The 19,780-nt window shown below is 68.7% G+C and carries 25 protein-coding genes; 15 read left to right on the top strand and 10 right to left on the bottom strand.

Annotated features, from left to right (window positions below; genetic code table 11):
* Positions 1–58: 58 nt before the first annotated feature.
* Positions 59–568, bottom strand: a complete 510-nt coding sequence (locus ASE86_RS06300; RefSeq protein ID WP_056423743.1) for a MerR family transcriptional regulator — start codon at positions 566–568, stop codon at positions 59–61.
* Between the two features lie 97 nt (positions 569–665).
* On the opposite strand from ASE86_RS06300, the gene ASE86_RS06295 reads away from it, so the two are divergent.
* Entirely contained in the window at positions 666–1,298 is a 633-nt protein-coding gene (locus tag ASE86_RS06295) for a hypothetical protein (RefSeq protein ID WP_056423741.1), read from the top strand.
* A gap of 12 nt (positions 1,299–1,310) precedes the next feature.
* Here the strand turns inward: ASE86_RS06295 and ASE86_RS06290 are convergent, their stop codons facing one another.
* Positions 1,311–1,706: a MerR family transcriptional regulator gene (locus tag ASE86_RS06290; RefSeq protein ID WP_056423739.1), complete on the bottom strand. Its 396-nt coding sequence runs from the start codon at positions 1,704–1,706 to the stop codon at positions 1,311–1,313.
* Between the two features lie 35 nt (positions 1,707–1,741).
* On the opposite strand from ASE86_RS06290, the gene ASE86_RS06285 reads away from it, so the two are divergent.
* The 5 genes from ASE86_RS06285 to ASE86_RS06265 all read left to right on the top strand — a co-directional run bounded on the left by ASE86_RS06285 (position 1,742) and on the right by ASE86_RS06265 (position 5,349).
* Positions 1,742–2,530, top strand: coding sequence for a MauE/DoxX family redox-associated membrane protein (locus ASE86_RS06285; RefSeq protein WP_056423737.1), 789 nt, complete (start codon positions 1,742–1,744; stop codon positions 2,528–2,530).
* Between the two features lie 44 nt (positions 2,531–2,574).
* Positions 2,575–2,919, top strand: coding sequence for a hypothetical protein (locus ASE86_RS06280; RefSeq protein ID WP_056423735.1), 345 nt, complete (start codon positions 2,575–2,577; stop codon positions 2,917–2,919).
* Positions 2,920–2,962: 43 nt separating this feature from the next.
* Positions 2,963–3,166, top strand: coding sequence for a hypothetical protein (locus ASE86_RS06275; protein WP_056423733.1), 204 nt, complete (start codon positions 2,963–2,965; stop codon positions 3,164–3,166).
* Positions 3,167–3,291: 125 nt separating this feature from the next.
* Positions 3,292–4,878 carry a hypothetical protein gene (locus ASE86_RS06270; protein WP_156347042.1) on the top strand — a complete coding sequence of 529 codons (1,587 nt, stop codon included), beginning with the start codon at positions 3,292–3,294 and terminating at the stop codon, positions 4,876–4,878.
* A 105-nt stretch (positions 4,879–4,983) separates the two neighbouring features.
* Complete coding sequence (locus ASE86_RS06265) at positions 4,984–5,349, top strand: bleomycin resistance protein (protein ID WP_056426709.1); 366 nt, start codon at positions 4,984–4,986, stop codon at positions 5,347–5,349.
* Here the strand turns inward: ASE86_RS06265 and ASE86_RS06260 are convergent.
* Positions 5,344–5,733 carry a MerR family transcriptional regulator gene (locus tag ASE86_RS06260; RefSeq protein ID WP_235524003.1) on the bottom strand — a complete coding sequence of 130 codons (390 nt, stop codon included), beginning with the start codon at positions 5,731–5,733 and terminating at the stop codon, positions 5,344–5,346. The two genes, ASE86_RS06265 and ASE86_RS06260, sit on opposite strands and share 6 nt — an antisense overlap.
* Positions 5,734–5,835: 102 nt before the next feature.
* Between ASE86_RS06260 and ASE86_RS06255 the strand changes: the two genes are divergently transcribed.
* Genes ASE86_RS06255 through ASE86_RS06245 form a run of 3 tightly spaced genes read left to right on the top strand, consistent with a single transcriptional unit; the run spans position 5,836 to position 6,742 of the window.
* A complete protein-coding gene (locus ASE86_RS06255; RefSeq protein WP_200911492.1) occupies positions 5,836–6,198 on the top strand; it encodes a mercuric transporter MerT family protein in 363 nt (120 codons plus the stop codon).
* An 8-nt stretch (positions 6,199–6,206) separates the two neighbouring features.
* Complete coding sequence (locus ASE86_RS06250; RefSeq protein ID WP_056423726.1) at positions 6,207–6,491, top strand: heavy-metal-associated domain-containing protein; 285 nt, start codon at positions 6,207–6,209, stop codon at positions 6,489–6,491.
* A complete protein-coding gene (locus ASE86_RS06245; RefSeq protein WP_200911491.1) occupies positions 6,488–6,742 on the top strand; it encodes a GDCCVxC domain-containing (seleno)protein in 255 nt (84 codons plus the stop codon). The genes ASE86_RS06250 and ASE86_RS06245 overlap by 4 nt, the downstream gene beginning before the upstream one ends.
* Before the next feature lie 215 nt (positions 6,743–6,957).
* On the opposite strand, the gene glmS is transcribed toward ASE86_RS06245, so the two are convergent.
* Genes glmS through glmU form a run of 3 tightly spaced genes read right to left on the bottom strand, consistent with a single transcriptional unit; the run spans position 6,958 to position 10,499 of the window.
* Positions 6,958–8,781 carry a glutamine--fructose-6-phosphate transaminase (isomerizing) gene (glmS, locus tag ASE86_RS06240; RefSeq protein WP_056423724.1) on the bottom strand — a complete coding sequence of 608 codons (1,824 nt, stop codon included), beginning with the start codon at positions 8,779–8,781 and terminating at the stop codon, positions 6,958–6,960.
* 54 nt (positions 8,782–8,835) lie between these two features.
* A complete protein-coding gene (locus tag ASE86_RS06235) occupies positions 8,836–9,147 on the bottom strand; it encodes a hypothetical protein (RefSeq protein WP_056423720.1) in 312 nt (103 codons plus the stop codon).
* Positions 9,144–10,499: a bifunctional UDP-N-acetylglucosamine diphosphorylase/glucosamine-1-phosphate N-acetyltransferase GlmU gene (glmU, locus tag ASE86_RS06230; RefSeq protein WP_056423718.1), complete on the bottom strand. Its 1,356-nt coding sequence runs from the start codon at positions 10,497–10,499 to the stop codon at positions 9,144–9,146. The genes ASE86_RS06235 and glmU overlap by 4 nt, the downstream gene beginning before the upstream one ends.
* A gap of 62 nt (positions 10,500–10,561) precedes the next feature.
* On the opposite strand from glmU, the gene ASE86_RS06225 reads away from it, so the two are divergent.
* Positions 10,562–11,242, top strand: coding sequence for an HAD-IA family hydrolase (locus tag ASE86_RS06225; protein ID WP_056423716.1), 681 nt, complete (start codon positions 10,562–10,564; stop codon positions 11,240–11,242).
* Here the strand turns inward: ASE86_RS06225 and ASE86_RS06220 are convergent.
* The 4 genes from ASE86_RS06220 to ASE86_RS06205 all read right to left on the bottom strand — a co-directional run bounded on the left by ASE86_RS06220 (position 11,205) and on the right by ASE86_RS06205 (position 13,893).
* Positions 11,205–12,263 (bottom strand): nucleotidyltransferase family protein, encoded by a 1,059-nt coding sequence (locus ASE86_RS06220; protein ID WP_056423714.1) that lies wholly within the window; start codon positions 12,261–12,263, stop codon positions 11,205–11,207. The two genes, ASE86_RS06225 and ASE86_RS06220, sit on opposite strands and share 38 nt — an antisense overlap.
* An 8-nt stretch (positions 12,264–12,271) precedes the next feature.
* Positions 12,272–13,132, bottom strand: a complete 861-nt coding sequence (locus ASE86_RS06215; protein WP_056423712.1) for an HprK-related kinase A — start codon at positions 13,130–13,132, stop codon at positions 12,272–12,274.
* Positions 13,129–13,428 (bottom strand): HPr-rel-A system PqqD family peptide chaperone, encoded by a 300-nt coding sequence (locus ASE86_RS06210; RefSeq protein WP_056423707.1) that lies wholly within the window; start codon positions 13,426–13,428, stop codon positions 13,129–13,131. The genes ASE86_RS06215 and ASE86_RS06210 overlap by 4 nt, the downstream gene beginning before the upstream one ends.
* Before the next feature lie 72 nt (positions 13,429–13,500).
* Positions 13,501–13,893, bottom strand: a complete 393-nt coding sequence (locus tag ASE86_RS06205; protein ID WP_056423704.1) for a hypothetical protein — start codon at positions 13,891–13,893, stop codon at positions 13,501–13,503.
* Between the two features lie 97 nt (positions 13,894–13,990).
* Between ASE86_RS06205 and ASE86_RS06200 the strand changes: the two genes are divergently transcribed.
* The 5 genes from ASE86_RS06200 to pstB all read left to right on the top strand — a co-directional run bounded on the left by ASE86_RS06200 (position 13,991) and on the right by pstB (position 19,775).
* On the top strand, positions 13,991–15,181 hold the full coding sequence (locus ASE86_RS06200) for a sensor histidine kinase (RefSeq protein ID WP_056423702.1): 1,191 nt from the start codon (positions 13,991–13,993) through the stop codon (positions 15,179–15,181).
* A 134-nt stretch (positions 15,182–15,315) separates the two neighbouring features.
* Entirely contained in the window at positions 15,316–16,344 is a 1,029-nt protein-coding gene (locus ASE86_RS06195) for a substrate-binding domain-containing protein (protein ID WP_235524002.1), read from the top strand.
* Positions 16,341–17,717, top strand: a complete 1,377-nt coding sequence (gene pstC, locus ASE86_RS06190; RefSeq protein ID WP_056423698.1) for a phosphate ABC transporter permease subunit PstC — start codon at positions 16,341–16,343, stop codon at positions 17,715–17,717. Before ASE86_RS06195 ends, pstC begins: the two co-directional genes overlap by 4 nt.
* Positions 17,710–19,011: a phosphate ABC transporter permease PstA gene (pstA, locus tag ASE86_RS06185; protein ID WP_056423696.1), complete on the top strand. Its 1,302-nt coding sequence runs from the start codon at positions 17,710–17,712 to the stop codon at positions 19,009–19,011. Before pstC ends, pstA begins: the two co-directional genes overlap by 8 nt.
* The gene (pstB, locus tag ASE86_RS06180) at positions 19,008–19,775 is read left to right on the top strand and encodes a phosphate ABC transporter ATP-binding protein PstB (protein WP_056423694.1); all 768 of its coding nucleotides are present in this window, start codon (positions 19,008–19,010) and stop codon (positions 19,773–19,775) included. The genes pstA and pstB overlap by 4 nt, the downstream gene beginning before the upstream one ends.
* The last annotated feature ends 5 nt before the right edge of the window (positions 19,776–19,780 follow it).

The raw sequence follows: 19,780 nt of genomic DNA, 5'->3' as shown, positions 1-19,780 counted from the left end.
AGGACATCCGAACCGCATCGCATAAACCTTGACATTGTGTCAAGGTTTAATGTCGGGGCTAATCGGCGGTGGTCAAGTCCCGCTCTCGCACCACACGCCGGGCAGCTGCCGCGCCTGGGCGCCGACCGTCCCGCTCCGGGCCGACCGTCACGATGGTTGGCCCACGCAGCGGTCCCTCTTCGAGGTTCGCCGTCGGCGCTCCCCAATCCATGTCAGGCCCGTGGGCGTCCAGCCTGGACCGGGCCCTGTCGACGACGGTCCGTATTCGTCCGCGCAGCTCCTGCAACGCCTCGGTCTTTCGGTCGAGCTCGGCCATAGCCTCGGCCTCCGCGTCGGGGTTATCCCGCTGAGCCTGGTCCATCATGGTGACGAGCTGCGCGATGACCGGCGTGGGGAATCCGACGTCCTGGGCCAGCGCGATCGTCCGCATGCGGCGGACATCGGCATCGCCATACGAGCGATAGCCGCTGTCGCGCCGCTCCGGCACGGGGATGAGGCCCTGCTTCTCGAAATACCGGATCATCCGTTCCGAGAGGCCGCTCGCCTTGGCTGCCTGACCGATGTTCACCCGCCTAACATAGTGAAGAAGGTGCAACAGATCAAAGCGGTGTCAGTCGAATGAAGGTGGCCTTGAGGAAAAGGTCGCCATCGCGACGGAGACGAACATGGGCAAGGCGATCACCGAGGCATCCTGGATCGGCAAGGCGGCATACGAGATCATCCAGATCCAGGGCTGGAACGGCCGCCAGGCCAACGCTACCGCACGCGACCTCGCCGACGGCCTGCTCGACTACGGCATCGACATCGGCCGCATCGACCCGCGCGACTACGCGCGGCAGCACTTCGGCGCCGGCAGGGGCACCGCCGCGCTCGACGCCACGCTCGGCGAAGGCAAGGCCGTCGCCACGAGGATCCACGTCAGCCACTACGACGACGATGGCCTCGAACTGCACGTCGACGGCGCGAACGGGTTGTTCGGCGACCGCTCCATCTCGTGGGACTTCGCCAACGGCATCGTCGAGGCCCATAACGGTCGCCACTGGGACAACGGGCGCGGCTACACCGTCCGGCCGGTGCACGGCCACATCGTCGTGACGATGCCCGCGACCGTCGTCCGCCACGCTGTGACCTTCGTCCTGACCCGTGCCCAGGTCGTCGCATTCGGCAACGCCTGCCTGAAGGCCGCGACGGACAAGACGGGTGTCGACGTCGGCAACGTCGACGCCCGCTGGGGCGTCGGGCCGACCAGCCCAGTCGTGCGCGCGCGCATCGCGGAGCGGCTGCGCATGGCCGCATAAGGCGCGGCATACTCACGCCGCCTCGAAGGCGGTCAGTATCGGACACGGTCCGGCAGATCCGGACCCGCACTCATCGGCCAACCGCGCCAACGCCCGACGCGCCGACCTCATCTCCGTAATTCGCGCGTCCAGAGCGGCGATGCGCGAACGCGCCAGATCACGCGCACGGGTCCGATCCTCGGTCGCGTCCAGCGCCAGCAGCTCGCCGATCTCCTCCAACGTGAAGCCGGCCGCCTGCGCCTGACGGATGAACCGCAGACGGTTCACGTCGACGGCACCGTAGCTGCGGAACCCGCTGCCACCGGGGCGCTCCGGCTCGGTCATCAATCCACGCTTCTGATAGTAGCGGACGGTCTCCACTCCCACCCCACCGGCATCCGCCAGCCTCGCGATCGTCATCTTCGACATCGGCCCTTGACTCCGGACTATGCTACGGACCCTATATGGGTCGGGTGCCGGCATCGGCAATTAGGAGCGCACCCGTGTCGAACAGTCCCACCGCCGTCCTCCACCGCATGGTCATGGCCGACCACACCTGTCCCTACGGGCTCAAGGCGCTCGACCTGCTCAAGCGGCGAGGCTTCGACGTCGAGGACCACCACCTCACCACGCGCACCGAGACAGACGCGTTCAAGTCGGAGCACGGCGTCAAGACGACGCCGCAGGTGTCCATCGCGGGCGAGCGGATCGGCGGCTACGACGAACTGCGCCGCCACTTCGGCCTGCGCGTCGCAGAGCCCGGCGCAACCAGCTACCGGCCGGTCGCCGCCCTGTTCGCCATGACCGCGCTGCTGGCGATGGCTGCCAGCCACGCCGTGCTTGGCTCGCCGTTCACCGCCCAGGCGCTCCAGTGGTTCGGTGGCTTCAGCATGGCGACGCTGGCACTGCTCAAGCTGCAGGACGTCGAGAAGTTCTCGACGATGTTTCTCAACTACGACCTGCTGGCGAAGCGATGGGTTCCTTACGGCTACATCTACCCGTTCGCCGAGGGGATCGCCGGCATCCTGATGACCGCCGGCGCGCTGAACTGGCTGTCGATCCCGATCGCGCTATTCATCGGCACGGTCGGTGCCGTCTCCGTCTTCAAGGCCGTCTACGTCGATCGGCGCGAGCTGAAGTGCGCCTGCGTCGGTGGCTCGTCGAACGTGCCACTCGGCTTCGTCTCCCTGACCGAGAATGTCGGGATGGTTGCGATGGCCATTTGGATGCTGGCCGGCACGGGTGCGATGTGACCGGCGCGGTTGTCGATCCAGGGTCGCGGTCCTAGAACGTGGACATGGCGCGCGTCCTGCCCCGATACCTTGCCGACATCCGGCACCTGCTGCTCGCGCTGCTCGCGGTCGGGCTCGTCCTGCGCATGGGCGCGGGCTGCGAGGCGATGGCGGCAACCCCGGCGATGCCGATGGCGATGCAATCGCACTGCGCCGAGATGCCGGCCAAGCCCGGCAAGCCCATCAAGGCCGACGCAGCCGCGTGCGCGCTGTGCATCGCCCTACCCGACGCCGCCGTGACCAAGGCCAACGTGCCCTTGCTGGTGGCGATCGCGCCGATAGCCGGGCTGTACGACGGCCTAGCCGGCCTGTCCGGCGGACCCGCACCGCCCCCTCCGAAGATCGCGTGACGTCGAACACATCCGAACGGCAACGCATCCAAGGAACCCCGAAATGAAGAAGCTCTCGATCCTCGTCGGCGCGCTCGCGCTCGCCATCCCGGCCACCGCCTACGCGGCCGCCGACTGCTGCAAGGGCATGGAGTGCTGCAAGGACGGCGCCGACTGTTGCAAAGACGGCAAGGGCGACTGCTGCAAGGACATGAAGAAGGGCGGCGACCACGCCGGCCACGACATGCCGGCGGCCCCCGCCAAGTAACGACCCCGGGGGAGCGCCTGCGCGTTCCCCCGGCGATCACCCGATCCAGGACGAAGCCGACCGCGCGCGTGCACCGACACGCGATAGCGGTCGCGCGTCCCGATCGCACGCGACTGGAACACGAGATGCTGATCAGAACACTGCTGGCGGCGACGGCGCTATCCGCGCCCGTCGTCGTCCACGCCCAGTCCATGCCGGGCATGGACATGGGACAACACGGGCATCACGCGCCCGCACCCGCCAAGGCCAAGCCGGCCAAGGCGAGAACCGCCAGGCCGACACAGGCACCCGCCACCCGGCCACAGCGCCGTGCCCCTGCGGCGACGATTGGGGCCGCCCGACCGAACACTGCACCAGCGGACCACAGCTCGATGGATCATGGCGCGATGGATCACGGCACGGTGGCACCCACCGCGCCGATCGCATCCGCCGCGCCGCAGAACGAGCCGGCCCCAAGCACGACACCCATGGACCGCAGCACCATGGACCACGGTTCGATGGCGGGCATGGCCCACGCCGGCATGGACATGCACGGCATGAAGGGCATGCTCGGCGGCTACAGCATGATGCGCGACGCCTCGGGCACCGCGTGGCAGCCGGACAGCTCGCCGATGTGGGCGATCATGGGGAAACGCGGCGACTGGTCGACCATGATCCACGGCTACGCGACGCTGGTCTACGACAAGCAGGGCGGCCCGCGCGGCGACGACAAGACGTTCGTCGCATCGATGTTCATGGGCATGGGTCAGCGCCAGCTCGGCGACGGCACCCTGACGCTGAAGGCGATGGGCAGCCTTGATCCACTCATGGGCAAGTCCGGCTATCCGCTGCTGCTCGCCACCGGCGAAACCGCCGACGGCCGCACCGAGCTCGTCGACCGCCAGCATCCGCACGACGCCTTCATGGAGCTGTCGGCCACCTACAGCCACCCGCTGGGGCGCGACCTGTCGGGCTTCATCTACCTCGGCCTTCCGGGCGAGCCGGCGCTCGGGCCCGCCACCTACATGCACCGCTTCTCGGGCGTGGCGAACCCCGAGGCGCCGATCTCGCACCACTGGCTGGACAGCACGCACGTGACGTTCGGCGTTGCCACCGCGGGCCTCGTCTACAAGGGCCTGAAGCTCGAAGGCTCCATCTTCACCGGCCGCGAGCCTGACGAGAACCGCTGGAACATCGAGCGGCCGCGAATGGACAGCTGGTCGGTCCGGGCGACCGTCAACCCGACCGCCAACCTGTCGGCGCAAGTGAGCCATGGTTTCCTGAAGAGCCCCGAGGGGCTGCACCCCGATGAGAATGTGCGCCGGACGTCCGCATCCGTGACATGGAACCTGCCGCTCGGCGACGACCGCAACTGGCAGTCCACGTTCGCCTGGGGTCGGAACGACCCATCGGGCGGCGACCACGGTCACACGACAGACGCCTTCCTGCTCGACAGCGCGGTGCAGCTCGGCCGCTGGACGGTGTTCGGCCGCGCGGAGAACGTGGACAAGGACGAGCTGTTCGGTGACGAGGGCGGCGATCCGCTGGCGGGCCGCGTCTTCAACGTCGGCAAGATCAGCCTGGGCGGCTATCACTCGATCCCGATCGGAAAGGTGGCGCTCGATCTGGGCGGACTGGCGAGCAAGTACGACCTGCCCCGAGACATCCAGCCGCGCTACGGTTCGGACCCGACCAGCTTCATGCTGTTCACCCGTCTGCGAATCGTGGGCTAGCGGCAACCGGCCCGGGGGCGGCGTCCAGCGCGCCGGTGCCAGCCCCCGGCACGGTTGCTGATCGAACATGAATATGGTGAGCTGCGGGAAAAGCGGGAGCCGAAGATGACCGATCATGCGACGCCGAACCTGCCATCCCGCGACCTCGATGCGACGTCGCGCTTCTATGCCGGCCTCGGCTTCGTCGAGGGTTGGCGGGACGACGGCTGGATGATCCTGACCCGCGGCACACTCACGCTCGAGTTCTTCCCGCACCCCGATCTCGATCCGGTGACGTCGTGGTTCAGCTGCTGCCTGCGGCTCGACGACGTTCACGCCTTCTACGCGGCGTGCCTGTCAGCCGGCGTGCCCGAGGCCTGCCACGGCGCACCGCGCGTGCACGCGCCCAAGACCGAGGATTGGGGCGGGCGCGTCGGTGCCCTCGTCGATCCCGACGGCACGCTCCTGCGGATCATCCAGAACGAGTCATAGGCCCGTCGGACCGGCGGAAAGCGCGTCGAGGATCGGGCAGCCCGGACCCACGCCGCCTGCCTCGCACTGGCCTGAGATGGTCACCAGCGTCCTCTCCAATCTGGCCAGGTCGCGCAGCTTCGCACGGACGTCGGCAAGATGCCGCTGGGTGAGCGCGTTGGCCTCGCCGCAGGCCGCCGGGTCGGAACCGCCAAGGCTAAGCAGTCCGCGCAGTTCCTCGACCGAGAAGCCGAGCTGGCGGCCCCGCAGGATGAACGCGAGCCGCGCCTCGTCATCGGCCGAGTAGAGCCGGTGGCCCGACGCCGTCCGTCCGGGGGCCTCGAGCAGGCCGATGTTCTCGTAGTGCCGCACCGTCTCGATGTTGCACCCGAACCGCCGAGCCACGTCACCGCGCTTCCTCGATCGCCCCGTCGTCATGAAAATAGCCCTTGAACCTGTAGTGACTACAGGTCCTATACCGATCCCATGCCCGCATCGGAACCAGCAATGATCCAGCCAACGACGCCCAGCGACCGCCGCGCCGGATGGCTGGCCGCAGGCGGCATCGCCGGCGCACTGTTGGCCTCGTCGTGCTGCGTCCTTCCACTCGCCCTAGTCCTGCTCGGCGTGAGTGGCGCATGGATCGGCCAGCTGACCGCGCTCGAGCCCTACACCCCGGTATTCGCGGTCCTGACGCTGGGGCTAATCGCTGGGGGCCTGTGGCACGCCTATCGGCAGCCGATCGAGTGTGCCGACGGCACCTGCGCCGATCCCCGCCGCCGAACGGCCACGCGAATCGCGCTCTGGGTCGGCGCCGCGCTCGTCGTCGTCGCTCTCACCACCCGGTGGTGGGCACCCCTCTTCTATTAGGATTCGCCATGAACCGACACCTCATCTCAGCCCTGGCGCTCCTGACGCTGCCGACCGCCGCAGTCGCCGCGCCCGAGCGCAGCACCAGCTTCAAGGTCGGCAATCTCACCTGCCCGACCTGCCCGATCGCCGTGAAGACGGCGATGAGCCGCGTGCCCGGCGTCAGCCGCGTCACCGTCGACTTCACCACCAAGGTCGCGACTGTCACCTACGATCCGGCACGAGCCACCCCGACCGCGATCGCGGCGGCCTCGACCAAGGTCGGCTACCCGGCGCGGATCGCCGCGCGATGAGCGATGCCGCCATCGCCACGACGGCGATCGAGCCGAGGTCGACGATCACCTGCCCGGAGTGTGGGCACGTCGAGACCGAGACGATGCCAACCAACGCGTGCCAGTTCTTCTACGACTGCAAGGGCTGCAGCGCAGTGCTGCGGCCGAATGCCGGCGACTGCTGCGTCTACTGCTCGTTCGCCGACGTGCCGTGCCCGCCGATCCAGGAGGCGCGGGCGACGGGCGGCACGGCGAGCTGCTGCACCGGCTAGCGGATCAAAGCACCGACGGGCCCATCATCGAAGTCGGACCCGGGCAAGGCTTCATGCTTGTTCACACGACTTCGGATCGCGGGCTGACACCGCCGCGCAGGTGCCCAACTGAACGGAAGTCTTCGTTGTCACTCTCTCACGGCGACGGAGATTTCTAATGCCTCACGGAAAAGTCGATTGTTCGCCCACACGGTCGAGCACCCCCGCCCCGCCTCTCATTCGACGGTGACGGACTTCGCCAGGTTGCGCGGCTGGTCAACGTCGGTGCCCTTGGCGACCGCGACATGGTACGCCAGCAACTGCACCGGCACCGCATAGACGATCGGCGCGATCAGCGGGTGGACCTCGGGCATCTCGATCGTCGCGATGGTGTTTTCGCCGGCCTGGGCGATGCCGGCGGCGTCACTGATCAGCACGACCTGCGCACCGCGCGCCTGCGCCTCCTGCATGTTGCTGACGGTCTTGTCGAACAGCGAGCCCGAGGGGGCAAGCACGATCAGCGGCACCGAATCGTCGATCAGCGCGATCGGCCCATGCTTCATCTCGCCCGACGCATAACCCTCGGCGTGGATGTAGCTGATTTCCTTCAGCTTCAGCGCACCTTCCAGTGCCAGCGGATAGTCGGGACCGCGGCCTAGGTACAGCACGTCGCGGGCCACCGCGATCTTGCCCGCCATCGCCTTGATCTCGTCGTCATGCGCCAGCGCCGCGTTAATCGCCGCAGGGCTCTCGGTCAGGTGGGTGACGATGTCGGCTTCTTCCTCGCGGGTCAGCTTGCCCTTGGCGCGGGCAAGGTTGACGCTCAAGGCGGCCATCACCGCCAGCTGGCACGTGAACGCCTTGGTCGAGGCGACGCCGATTTCAGGGCCGGCATGGGTCGACAGCAGCAGATCGACTTCGCGCGCCATGCTCGACGTCGGCACGTTGATGATGCCCGCAGTGGTGACGCCGTTCGCCTTCATGTGGCGCAGCGCGGCCAGCGTGTCGGCCGTCTCGCCCGACTGGCTGACGACCACGCCCAGCGTGTTCGGCGGCAGCACGGGGTCGCGGTAACGATATTCGGACGCGACATCGACCTCCACGGGCAAGCGGGCGAAGCGCTCGATCCAGTATTTGCCGATCATCCCGACATAGCTCGCCGTCCCGCAGGCGATGATGACGACGCGCTCGATGGTGCCCAGGTCGAAGTCCATCTGCGGCATCGCCACCATCTGCTCGACCGGGCGGATGTAGCTCTGCAGCGTCTGCGCGACGACGACCGGCTGCTCGTAGATTTCCTTGAGCATGAAATGGGCGTGGTTGCCCTTTTCGATCGCGGCCGGCGACACGCCCGACGCGACGATCGCGCGCTCGACGGGATTATTGTCGCGGTCGAAAATCTCGATGCTCTCGCGCGTCAGCACCGCCCAATCGCCTTCGTCGAGGTAGGCGATCCGCTGGGTCAGGCCGGCCAGCGCGTGCGCGTCCGACCCCAGGTAGTTCTCGCCCTCGCCGTAACCGACCGTCAACGGCGCACCCAGGCGCGCGGCGATCAGCAGGTTGGGCTCACCCGCAAACATCGCCGCCAGAGCGAAGGCGCCGTGCAGGCGCGGCAGGACCGCGGCGACCGCATCGCGCGGGCTCCTGCCGGCCTGCCGCTCGCGATCGACCAAATGCGCGACGACTTCGGTGTCGGTCTGCGACTTGAACTCGCGGCCTTGCGCGATCAGCTCGTCACGCAGCGGCTTGAAGTTCTCGATGATGCCGTTGTGGACGATCGTCACATCGCCGACGATGTGCGGATGCGCGTTGTCCTCGGTCGGCGCGCCGTGGGTCGCCCAGCGCGTATGGGCGATGCCGATGTCGCCGGGCAGCGGATCGGCGGCGAGCTTCGCGCCCAGGTTCGACAGTTTGCCCTCAGCGCGGCGACGCTCGATCTGCCCGTCGACCAGCGTCGCGATGCCGGCCGAATCATAGCCGCGATATTCGAGGCGCTTCAGCCCTTCGAACAGGCGCTCGGCCACGGGGCGCGTGCCCAGGATACCTACGATGCCGCACATGATGGTCTTCTCCTCGGCCCGGGCGTGTCGCCTCTGCGCCGCCTGTTGGTCGGTTTATCTTGGAAACTTGCTGTCGACGAACGAGTGGGTGAACTGCACCGGATCGGGCTCGTGCCCCTGCGCCGCGACGAACTTCTCGCGCCCCTTTGCCCACATCTCGCGGATCGCGCCTGCCATGCCGGCGGGGAAGCGCATCTGCGCGGCGCACAGTGCGCGCCAGTCGCCGCTCCCGCCCCATTGCCGGCGCAGATCGGGCTCCATCGCGCTCAGCGCCCTCGCCTCGGCCGGGTCGAGATGGCCGATCGCGTCCATCACATAGCCATCGAGCAGGCGCAGCAGCGGTTTGCCGTCGTGTCGCGGGTTCATTTCGCGGCTTTCTTTGCGGCCATGACCTGGCGGAACTTGGCCGCCCAGCCGGGCTTGGCGGTCTGGGGGGCTCGCACGAGCGCCAGCGCGTCTGTGGCCACGTCCTGCGTCACGGTCGATCCCGCGCCGACGATCGCGCCCGCACCGATGGTGACCGGTGCGACCAGCGCCGAATTGGAGCCGATGAACGCCCCCTCGCCGATCGTCGTGCGATATTTAAGGAAGCCGTCGTAGTTGCAGGTGATGGTGCCCGCGCCGATGTTGGCCCGCGCCCCGACATCGGCGTCGCCGATGTAGCTCAGGTGGTTGACCTTCGCGCCCGCGCCCAGCGTCGCCTTCTTCATCTCGACGAAGTTGCCGACCTTGGCCTTTTCGCCCAGCACCGCGCCGGGACGCAGGCGGGCATAGGGGCCGACGTCGGCGTGGCGACCCACGCTCGCCCCTTCGAGATGGCTGAACGCACGGATCGTCGCACCGTCGGCGACGGTCACGCCGGGGCCGAAGACCACGTTCGGCTCGATCGTCACGTCCCGGCCGACGACGGTATCGTGCGTGAACCAGACCGTATCGGGCGCGATCAGCGTGGCGCCGTCGACCATCGCTTGGCGACGCCGCGCAGCCTGCCACTGCGCCTCCAGCGCGGCCAGTTCGCCGCGGCTGTTGACGCCGGTCACTTGTGTCGCGTCGGTTTCGATCACGGCGGAATGGCGGCCGTCCGAACCGGCCAGCATGACGATGTCGGGCAGGTAATATTCGCCCGCGGCATTGGCGTTGCCGACGCGGGCGAGCAGCGCGAACAGGTCCTCGCCGCGCACCGCCATCAGCCCCGAATTGCACAGGTCGACCGCGCGTTCCTCCGCCGAGGCATCCTTGAATTCGACCATCCTGGCGATGCGGCCGTCGCCATCGGCGATGACCCGGCCATAGGCGCCCGGATCGGCCGGGCGGAAGCCGAGCACGACCGCGGCCGGCGCATCGTCGCCGTGCAGCCGCGCGATCATCGCGCGCATCGTGTCGGCGCGGACCAGCGGTACGTCGCCGTAGAGGATCAGCACGTCGCCGGCGAACCCGCCCAGCGCCTGCTCGGCCTGCTGCACGGCGTGGCCGGTGCCCAGTTGCTCGCGCTGTTCGACGATCTCCGCGCCCAAGGGCGTCGCCGCCGCCTCGACCTGTTCGCGCCGCGCGCCGACGACGACCATCGTCCGCGCCGCGTCCAGTTCGCCGACGCTCGCCAGCAGATGCGCGAGCATCGGCCGCCCGGCGATCGGGTGCAGCACCTTGTGCAGGTCGGATTTCATCCGCGTGCCCTGGCCGGCAGCCAGGACGATCGCGGCAAGAGGGCGCATCGACATAGCCGCGCGCCCTGCCACGAAAGCCTTATCAATTCCATAGCCGGTCCGGCTATGGGGCCGACATGAACCAAAATCCCTTCGCCATTGTCGGCTTCGACCTGGACGGTACGCTCATCGACACCAGCGGCGACCTGGCCGCGGCGGTCAATCATGCGCTGGACATCGCCGGTCGTGCCCCGCTGACGCGGGAACAGGTGACGTCGATGATCGGTGGCGGGGCGAAGCATATGCTGGCGCAGGCGCTGGAGGCGACCGGCGGGTGCGGGGCGGAAGAGTTCCGTGCCTACTACAAGGCGCTGCTGGCCTATTACGGCGACCATCTGTCCGTCTACAGCCGCCCCTTCCCCGGTGCGATCGCAGCGCTGGACGCCTTGGCGGCGCGGGGTGTTCGGCTGGCGGTGGTCACCAACAAGTTCGAACGGTTCGCGACGCGCCTGCTGAGCGACCTCGGCCTCGCCGAGCGCTTCGCCTGCGTCATCGGCGGCGACACACTGGGACCGGGCAGCGCCAAGCCCTCCCCCGCCCCGATCCACACGATGATCGACCGGCTGGGTGGCGGGCGCGCGGCGTTCGTCGGGGATTCGATCTACGACGTGCAGGCGGCGCAGGCGGCGGACGTCCCGGCGATCGCGGTGTCGTTCGGCTTCCTGCTCGGCCCCGTCGAGGCGATGGGCGCCGATGCGGTGATCGACGACTATGCGCAGCTCATCCCGACGCTCGATGCCCTTTGCGCCACTTCGTGAGCAGATGCCGCGCCAGCATGGCGGGCGGCATCCGCAGCCAGTGCGAGCGGACAAAGAAAGCAAAACGGGTGACGGGGCGCGTCGCGCGACCCCAGCCGTCTCGGGCCAGCAGGCGACGGCGGTACGGGCGGTCGCTCCACCGCCCGTCATCCCCGCGCAGGCGGGGATCCATCTCCCGGACGTGCGCGGGGCCACCGGTGGAGATGGGTTCCCGCCTGCGCGGGGACGACGTTTCGAACAGGAGGCCCGCCAACCGCCACGCCCGCGCCACCGCCGCTTCCAGCCCATGCAACCGCGCCCGCGCCCACAAATCCGGCGTCGCGACCTCCGCGAACAGGCAGTGCAGGTCCCACAGGTTGCGCAGACCGCCAGCCAGGTCGCCGTCCGCCAACAGATGCGCGGCGGAATGGCAGATCATGTCGTCGCCCGACAGCACCGCCATCCCGTCGCGCAGACGCACCGCATCGCGAAGCATCGCGCCGGCATCGGGCGTGATCCGCGCGGTCAACGGCAGCACCGTGTGGTGGACGTCGATCATTCGGTCGCGCTCGCGGTGGATGAGCGGCGGCAGTTCGTGCATCCAGCGCCGGTAATAGGCGTCGTCATACGGATCGGGCTTCACCCATTCCCACCCGGCCGCCAGCAGCGCCGCCTCGACGTCGTCAAGCCGGTCGCGCGGGACCAGGATGTCGAGATCGCCGATCGACCGTCCCTGTCCTGCGGCGAGGCCCGCGGCGACGTACGCCGTGCCCTTCAGCAGCACGACCGGCAGGCCGAGCGGGGCGAGCGCGCGACGCGCCATCTCCGCTTCCCACAGCGCCTGCGTCCGCCCCTGCTCCGCCGAGGCCCGCGCCGCCTCAAGCAGCCGGTCGGCGGCATCGGGCTTCGGCAGGCCCCGCACTCGATTCGCCAACGTGCCGACCAGTTGTTCAGCCCGCGCCAGCGCGATCAGACGTGTCCAGCCTTCGCCATCCAGCCCCGCGGTGCTCGCCGGGTCGCGAAGCGCGCGGACGAGCGGCATCGCATCCCTCACAGCGCCGCCCACAGCCGCTCGACCTGGGCCAGCGCGTCGTCGGTGTCGGGATAATCGATCGCCATCGCCGGCACCTCGCGCACCAGCCGGACGAGCGCGTCGAACCCCGCCTCCCCCAGCGCGGTATAGTTGGTCGAGGCCTGCGTCAGCCGGACGAAGCCCTCCGCCGGCGGGACTTCGCGTTCGGCGGATGCGAAGCCGAAGCGGGGGTAAAGGACTAGCGCCGGTCGCGCCGGCTCGGCCATCCGTGCGATCGCGGTCGCATCGGGGACCAAGTGGCGCAGGTCGCCCTTCGGCGTGCCCGCCAGCAACGGCCCGAACCGCGCTTGGGGCACCGCTCGTGCCATCACGCCGACGCTTTCGTTCTTCAGGCTGACCAGCCGCGGAAAGGCGTGGGCAAGGCCGGTCGCCGGATCGACCAGCGCGAATTCGTCGCCCATCAGCCGCCATCCGCGCGTCGCCAGCAGCGCGGCGAGCGTCGACTTGCCCGCCCCCGACAGCCCGGTCATCAGCAGCGCGCGCCCGTTGCGCTCGACCGCGGAGGCATGGAGCAGCAGATAGCGCCGCTCGCCCAGGGCCAGTTGCAGGTTCATCGCCATTTCCGCGGCCAACACGCCCCAGGCAAGCGGCATCGGCACCGCATCGGGCAGCGTGAAATCACCGCCCAGCGTGATCGCCGGGCGGACGAGCCGCCGCCACGGCCGTGCGGCGAACAGGCGGACGGTATAGTCGCAGACGCCGTCCGCCGGCGCAGGATAGTCGCGGTACAGGTCGGCGATCTGTGCGACGGGCGCGCGCCAGTCGCTGCCGATACGGAACGATGCCGGGCCGATCTGGACGCGGTGGACGTGCCTCACACCCGCGACACCAGCCCCGCGGCTTCCAGCTCGGCCAGCCGCTCGGTCAGGGCGGCGGGATCGGCGTCGGTCAGGTCATAGTCTGTGGCAAGCTGCCCGAGCAGATCGCTCAACGAGCGCGGTTCGCTCAAGGCCTCAAGCAGTTCCGGCACCGGGCTGTCGACGATATGGGTGATGCCCGATGCACGGTGGTAGATCGCAGTCAGCGTGTCGAGCGGCGCAATGCGCAGGGTATCAGCCGCAGCAGCGACATACCGCCCGCCCCCACCCCGTTCGTGCTGAGCCTGTCGAAGCACTGTACTTTCTTCCTCGAAGAAAAGGACAGCCCTTCGACAAGCTCAGGGCCAACGGATTTTGCGACGGGGCTGTCAGCCCCGCGGCATCTGCAGCGAGGCGAAGCAGGTGAAGCCGCTCTGCCCCGACTGCAACCGGCGGATATAGTTCGTGTACGCCTTCGACCGGTCGTAGTCGGTGCCCGGCAGTTGCCCGCCCGCCATCGCACGCTTCACGTCCTCGCCCTTGAACGCGCCGCTGGCCGGCGGAAACGCGCCCGGTGTGCCGGGATCGACCAGCGTGCCGTCGGCGGCGATGTACTTGCCCGCCCGCGCCGGGTCGGGGACGGGGATCTCGCACGTCAGCACCGATCCGGCGGCCTGCGCCAGCGCCGGGCGGATCGAGACGACCGCGGTCGCACCGATCGCGCCCAGTCTCAGGGCGCGGCGGCGGGTGGTGCCGCCGGTGATGTCGCTGTCGTCGCTCATGTCCCGCCCTTTCTGCACCCGCACGCCTTTCACAATCGTAAAGCGTGCGCAAGCGGCCCCTTGGCCAGCCTGTCCCATCTCGGCTATCGCGAGGTCCATGGGGATGGGGCGCCGCTTGCCGATGCTGCTCGCGATGGCGTTGGTCGTGGCCGCCACGGCCGCGATGGCCGTCGTCACGCGCGATGCGTCTGCCAGCGCCATCATGATCGTCTTCGGGATCGCCTCCGTGCTGGTCGCCGCCAGTGCGCCCGCGCCCGCCTATCGCCCGCCGGTCGATGACGGGCGGACGGACGGTCCCGATGCCGACGCCCTGCTCGACGCGCTCGACGATCCGGTCGTGGTCATCGCCGGCACCCGCGTCGTCCGCGCCAACCGCGCCGCGCGCACGCTGCTGGGCGACCACATCACCGGCGAGGACGTGCGGCTCGCCATCCGCCACCCGGCCGCGGCCGAGCGCCTGCTCCAGCTTTCGCCCGACGACGGGATGATCGAGCTGGTGGGCCTGGGCGCGCGCGACCAGCATTGGGCGATGCGGGTCAAGACCGCGGCCGAGCACCGGCTGATCCACCTGTCCGATCGCACCGCGAGTGCCGCCGCCGACCGCATCCGCGTCGATTTTGTCGCCAACGCCAGCCACGAACTGCGCACGCCCCTCACGTCACTGCTGGGCTTCATCGAGACGCTGCGCGATGGCGCGGGCGAAGACCCCGCGACACGCGACCGGTTCCTGCAGGTCATGGACGACGAGGCGCGGCGGATGGAGCGGCTGGTCGGCGACCTGATGAGCCTCAGCCGGATCGAGGCGGAGAAATTCCGCCTGCCCGAGACGCCGGTCGATCTGGCCGCCCTCGGTCGCGACGTGTGCCGCGAACTGTCGGCCAGCGGCAGCCCGCGCGGGGGCGACCTGATGCTGGACGTGTCCGAGCCCGCCGACGTGCTCGGCGACCGGGTGCAGCTGTCGCAGCTGCTCCACAATCTGGTCGGCAATGCGATGAAGTACGGCCGCGCCGGCACGCCGGTCGCGATCACCATCGCGCCGGACGGCGATTCGATGGTGCGCGTCGCCGTGGCCGACCAGGGCGACGGCATCGCACCCGAGCACCTGCCGCGCCTGACCGAACGCTTCTACCGCGTCGATCCCGGCCGCAGCCGTGCGGTCGGCGGAACGGGCCTGGGCCTTGCCATCGTGAAGCATATCGTCGAGCGCCACCGCGGGCGGCTGCGCATCGACAGTGCGGTGGGCAAGGGCACGACGGTGACCGCGCTGCTACCGGCGGCGGTGCGCTGAGGGGGACTCCCCCGGACCTTGATCCAGGGCAAGCCGGTGTCATCACCACGTAACGAAACCGCAACAGGGGTCCTGTGAGCGCACGGTGAGTCGCGCTGGGGGCCTTGGGGACAGTGGGATCACGGGTGCGATCTTTGGCGGTTACGGGGGCGGTTACGGGAGCGGCGCTCCTTGCACTGGCCGGCTGTGACGGCGGCACGACGCGCGACCAGATCCGCATCGTCGGATCGTCGACCGTCTATCCCTTCACCACCGCGGTCGCCGAGAATTTCGTCAACAGCCGCGGCCTGAAGCCGCCGGTAATCGAATCGACCGGCACCGGCTCCGGCGTCAAACTGTTCTGCAGCGGGATCGGTCCCGCGCACCCCGACGTACTGAACGCCAGCCGCCGGTTGAAGCCCGCCGAGTTCGAGACCTGCCGCCGCAACGGCGTGACCGACATCCTGGAAATCCGCATCGGCACGGACGGCATTGCGCTTGCCGAATCGAACACGGGCCCGAAGCTGACGCTGACTCGCGCCGACGTCTACCACGCGCTCGCCGCAGCGCCGGACGGCAAGCCCAACACCAGTCGCACCTGGGCCGATGTGAACTCCGCCCTGCCCGCGATCCCCATCCAGTTCTACGGCCCGCCCGCGACCAGCGGCACGCGCGACGCCTTTGCCGAACTGGTGCTGGTGCCGGCGTGCGAGGCGGAGAACCCACGAGCCAAGGCGCTGAAGGACGCCGACCCGGATGCCTTCGCCAATCTGTGCACCAAGCTGCGCGACGACGGCGTATATGTCGACAAGGGCGAGAACGACAATCTGATCGTTCAGAACCTGACGACCAATCCGAACGCGATCGGCATCTTCGGCTACAGCTATCTCGAGGAAAACGCCGATCGCCTCCACGGCGTGCCGCTCGACGGCGTGGCGCCGAGCTACGACACGATTTCCAACGGCAGCTATCCCGGCGCCCGCCCGCTGTTCATCTATGTCAAGAAAGCGCATCTGCGCGCCGTGCCCGGCCTGCGTGAGTTCATCACCGATTATGCCAAGGCGTGGGGCTCCGGCGGACCGCTCACGCGACGCGGGCTGATCGCCGCCTCGCCCGACGTGCGCGCGGCATCGGCACGGATCATCGCCGAGGGCTCCATCCTGTCAGCAGGCGACCTGAAATGACGCCGCTCGCGCTCCTGTTCGTCATCGTCGGGCTGGGCCTGATCGGCTGGCTGACCGCCCGGACGCGCGCGCTGGCACAGGCAGCGACGAGCCCGGTGCAGCCCAACTCGCTGCCCAGCCAGCATGGCTTCTACGTCGCGCTGTGGACGGTGCTGCCGGCGCTGGCGTTCCTGGGCGTCTGGGCCGCGGTCAGTCCGTCGCTCGTCACCGCATCGGCGTTGGCCGATCCCGCCGCCAGCGTGCTGCCGGCAAGCGGGTACGAGCGCGAGATGATCCTGAACGAAGCGCGGAGTCTCGCCGGCGGCAGCGCGTACGGCGCGTTCTTCACCCAGTCCGAAACGCTCGCCCCCGCCTTTGCCGCAGCGATGGCCAAGTTCCGCTGGATCGGCGCCATCGTTGCCCTCCTGCTCGCCTTCGCCGGCGGCGCTTTCGCCTACAGTCGCGTGTCCCCTGCCTTGCGCGCCCGCACGCGGGTCGAACGCGGCGTCATGCTGATCCTGCTCGTCGCCTCGCTGATCGCGATCCTGACGACGCTCGGCATCTTCCTGAGCCTGGTCTTCGAAAGCGTGCGCTTCTTCCGCATCGTGCCGATCACCGACTTCCTGTTCGGCACGCACTGGAGCCCGCAGATCATCAGCGCGAAGGACCCCGGCGAATCGCTCGGCGCGGTGCCGCTGTTCTGGGGCACCTTCTTCATCGGCGCGGTGATCGCGATGATCGTTGCCATCCCGTTCGGGCTAATGAGCGCGATCTACCTGACGCAATATGCCAAGCCGGGTTTCCGCCGCTGGATGAAGCCCGCGCTGGAGATGCTCGCGGGAGTGCCGACCGTCGTCTACGGCTATTTCGCGGCGCTGACCGTGGGTCCGGCGATCCGGCAGGTCGCGGTGATGCTGGGAATGCCCTACGCCAGTTCCGAAAGCGCGCTGTCGGCGGGCCTCGTGATGGGCGTGATGATCATCCCGTTCGTGTCGTCGATGGCCGACGATTCGATCGCCGCCGTCCCCACCGCGATGCGCGACGGCAGCCTGGCGATGGGCGCGACGACCAACGAGACGATCCGCAAGGTGCTGCTGCCCGCAGCCCTGCCCGGCGTCGTGGCCGGTGTTTTGCTGGCGGTCAGCCGCGCGATCGGCGAGACGATGATCGTGGTGATGGCAGCATCGGGCGCCGCGACGATCACGCTCAACCCGTTCGACAGCGCGACGACCGTCACCAAGCAGATCGTCGATCTGCTGACCGGCGAGGCGGAGTTCGACAGCCCGAAGACGCTTGCCGCCTTCGCACTCGGCCTGACGCTGTTCGCCATCACCTTCCTGCTCAACGTCGTCGCGCTGAACGTCGTGAAAAAGTACCGGGAGGCTTATGAATAGCGCCACCATGGTCGCCGGCAGCCCCGCGCAGGGCGTCGAGCCCGCCGCGCGCGCGCCGACCGATTGGCGCGGGCAAGCGATGCAGCGTCGCATCCGCCGTCGCTACGCGGCCGAGCGCCGCTTCCGCCTGATGGGTCTGGCCGCGGTCGTGCTGTCGGGCGCGTTCCTCGCATTCCTGCTCGTGACCATGATGGCGAGCGGGCTGCGCGGGTTTCAGCGGACCGAAGTCACGCTGTCGCTCGATTTTCCGGCGATGGCGCTGGCCGTCACGCCCGCGCAACTCGCCGGTCCGGGTGCCGATCTCGCGCTGGCGGGCGCGGAATTGCAGGACAAGGTGTCGGGCGCGGCGGAAGGCGCCTTCGGTCCCGGCGGATCGGACCATATCGCCGACACGGCCTGGCTGAGCGTCCGCGATGCGATCAAGACCGATCCGGCGATCCTGAAAACGCGCGCGGCCATCAAGGTCCCCGCCTCCACGGGTATCGATCTGGCCGCACGCGGTGACGGCAAGGCCGCGGATAAAGCGGTCGTCGCGCGCCTCCGCAGCCTGAACCTCCTCTCGACCGGCTTCAACTGGCCGTTCTTCACCCGCGCGGACGCGACCGACCCCGGTGCCGTCGGCATCTGGGGGGCGCTGAAGGGCTCGCTGATGACGATGGCGATCACCCTGCTGCTCGCCTTCCCGGTCGGCGTGCTGTCGGCGGTCTATCTCGAGGAATATGCGCCGAAGAACCGCTGGACCGACCTGATCGAGGTATCGATCAACAACCTGGCGGCCGTCCCCTCGATCATCTTCGGCCTGCTCGGCCTCGCCGTCTTCCTCGGCACGCTCGGCCTGCCGCGTTCCGCGCCGATCGTCGGCGGCATGACGCTGGCGCTGATGATCATGCCGGTCATCGTCATCGCCGGGCGCAACGCGATCAAGGCGGTGCCGCCCTCGATCCGCGACGCGGCACTCGGCATCGGCGCGAGCCGCATCCAGGTCGTGTTCCACCACGTCCTGCCCCTCGCCCTGCCCGGCATCCTGACTGGCACGATCATCGGCATGGCGCGTGCGCTGGGCGAGACCGCGCCGCTGCTGATGATCGGTATGCGCGCCTTCATCGCCGCGCCCCCGCAAGGCTTCAGCGATCCCGCGACCGTGCTGCCGGTGCAGATCTTCCTCTGGTCGGACGAGGTCGGGCGCGGTTTCGTCGAGAAAACGTCGGCCGCCATCCTGGTGCTGCTCGCCGTCCTGCTGGCAATGAACGCGCTCGCCATCTACCTCCGCAACAAGTTCGAGACCCGCTGGTGAGCCTCACTCCGCCCAAATTGTCCGCACAGAACGTCAGCGTCCATTACGGCGCCAAGCAGGCCGTGCGCGACGTGTCGATCACCATGTCGATGGACGAGGTGACCGCTTTCATCGGCCCCAGCGGCTGCGGCAAGTCGACGTTCCTGCGCACATTGAACCGCATGAACGATACCATCCCGTCGGCGAAGGTGACCGGCGACATCCTGCTCGACGGCGAGGACATCTACGCGCCCGCGATGGACGTGGTGCAGTTGCGCGCGCGGGTCGGCATGGTGTTCCAGAAGCCCAACCCCTTCCCCAAGTCGATCTTCGAAAACGTCGCCTACGGCCCGCGCATCCACGGCCTCGCCAGCGGTCGCGCCGAGCTTGGCGAGATCGTCGAGCGCTCGCTGAAGCGCGCGGGGCTGTGGGACGAAGTGAAGGATCGCCTCGACGACAGCGGCACCGCCCTGTCGGGCGGGCAGCAGCAGCGCCTGTGCATCGCCCGCGCGATCGCGGTCGATCCCGAAGTCATCCTGATGGACGAGCCCTGCTCCGCGCTCGATCCGATCGCGACGGCGCGGATCGAGGAACTGATCGCCGACCTGCGCGGCAAATATGCGATCGTCATCGTGACGCACAACATGCAGCAGGCCGCGCGCGTGTCGCAGCGCACCGCCTTCTTCCATCTGGGCGAACTGGTCGAATACGGCCTGACCGACGAAATCTTCACCGCCCCGCGCCAGCCGCGGACAAAGGATTATATTACGGGGCGCTACGGCTGAGTCCG

The sequence above is a fragment of the Sphingomonas sp. Leaf33 genome (genome assembly GCF_001421785.1).
GTDB lineage: Bacteria > Pseudomonadota > Alphaproteobacteria > Sphingomonadales > Sphingomonadaceae > Sphingomonas.
Note: the sequence above shows the minus strand (reverse complement) of the source record. Positions and strands in the feature narration are given on the sequence as shown.

Excerpts from the sequence above, each read along its gene's own strand:
- ASE86_RS06295 (WP_056423741.1), top strand. The coding sequence starts at position 666 with ATGGGCAAGGCGATCACCGAGGCATCCTGGATCGGCAAGGCGGCATAC.
- ASE86_RS06290 (WP_056423739.1), bottom strand. The coding sequence starts at position 1,706 with ATGTCGAAGATGACGATCGCGAGGCTGGCGGATGCCGGTGGGGTGGGA.
- ASE86_RS06285 (WP_056423737.1), top strand. The coding sequence starts at position 1,742 with ATGGGTCGGGTGCCGGCATCGGCAATTAGGAGCGCACCCGTGTCGAAC.
- ASE86_RS06280 (WP_056423735.1), top strand. The coding sequence starts at position 2,575 with ATGGCGCGCGTCCTGCCCCGATACCTTGCCGACATCCGGCACCTGCTG.
- ASE86_RS06275 (WP_056423733.1), top strand. The coding sequence starts at position 2,963 with ATGAAGAAGCTCTCGATCCTCGTCGGCGCGCTCGCGCTCGCCATCCCG.
- ASE86_RS06270 (WP_156347042.1), top strand. The coding sequence starts at position 3,292 with ATGCTGATCAGAACACTGCTGGCGGCGACGGCGCTATCCGCGCCCGTC.
- ASE86_RS06265 (WP_056426709.1), top strand. The coding sequence starts at position 4,984 with ATGACCGATCATGCGACGCCGAACCTGCCATCCCGCGACCTCGATGCG.
- ASE86_RS06255 (WP_200911492.1), top strand. The coding sequence starts at position 5,836 with ATGATCCAGCCAACGACGCCCAGCGACCGCCGCGCCGGATGGCTGGCC.
- ASE86_RS06250 (WP_056423726.1), top strand. The coding sequence starts at position 6,207 with ATGAACCGACACCTCATCTCAGCCCTGGCGCTCCTGACGCTGCCGACC.
- ASE86_RS06245 (WP_200911491.1), top strand. The coding sequence starts at position 6,488 with ATGAGCGATGCCGCCATCGCCACGACGGCGATCGAGCCGAGGTCGACG.
- glmS (WP_056423724.1), bottom strand. The coding sequence starts at position 8,781 with ATGTGCGGCATCGTAGGTATCCTGGGCACGCGCCCCGTGGCCGAGCGC.
- ASE86_RS06235 (WP_056423720.1), bottom strand. The coding sequence starts at position 9,147 with ATGAACCCGCGACACGACGGCAAACCGCTGCTGCGCCTGCTCGATGGC.
- glmU (WP_056423718.1), bottom strand. The coding sequence starts at position 10,499 with ATGTCGATGCGCCCTCTTGCCGCGATCGTCCTGGCTGCCGGCCAGGGC.
- ASE86_RS06225 (WP_056423716.1), top strand. The coding sequence starts at position 10,562 with ATGAACCAAAATCCCTTCGCCATTGTCGGCTTCGACCTGGACGGTACG.
- ASE86_RS06220 (WP_056423714.1), bottom strand. The coding sequence starts at position 12,263 with ATGCCGCTCGTCCGCGCGCTTCGCGACCCGGCGAGCACCGCGGGGCTG.
- ASE86_RS06205 (WP_056423704.1), bottom strand. The coding sequence starts at position 13,893 with ATGAGCGACGACAGCGACATCACCGGCGGCACCACCCGCCGCCGCGCC.
- ASE86_RS06200 (WP_056423702.1), top strand. The coding sequence starts at position 13,991 with ATGGGGATGGGGCGCCGCTTGCCGATGCTGCTCGCGATGGCGTTGGTC.
- pstC (WP_056423698.1), top strand. The coding sequence starts at position 16,341 with ATGACGCCGCTCGCGCTCCTGTTCGTCATCGTCGGGCTGGGCCTGATC.
- pstA (WP_056423696.1), top strand. The coding sequence starts at position 17,710 with ATGAATAGCGCCACCATGGTCGCCGGCAGCCCCGCGCAGGGCGTCGAG.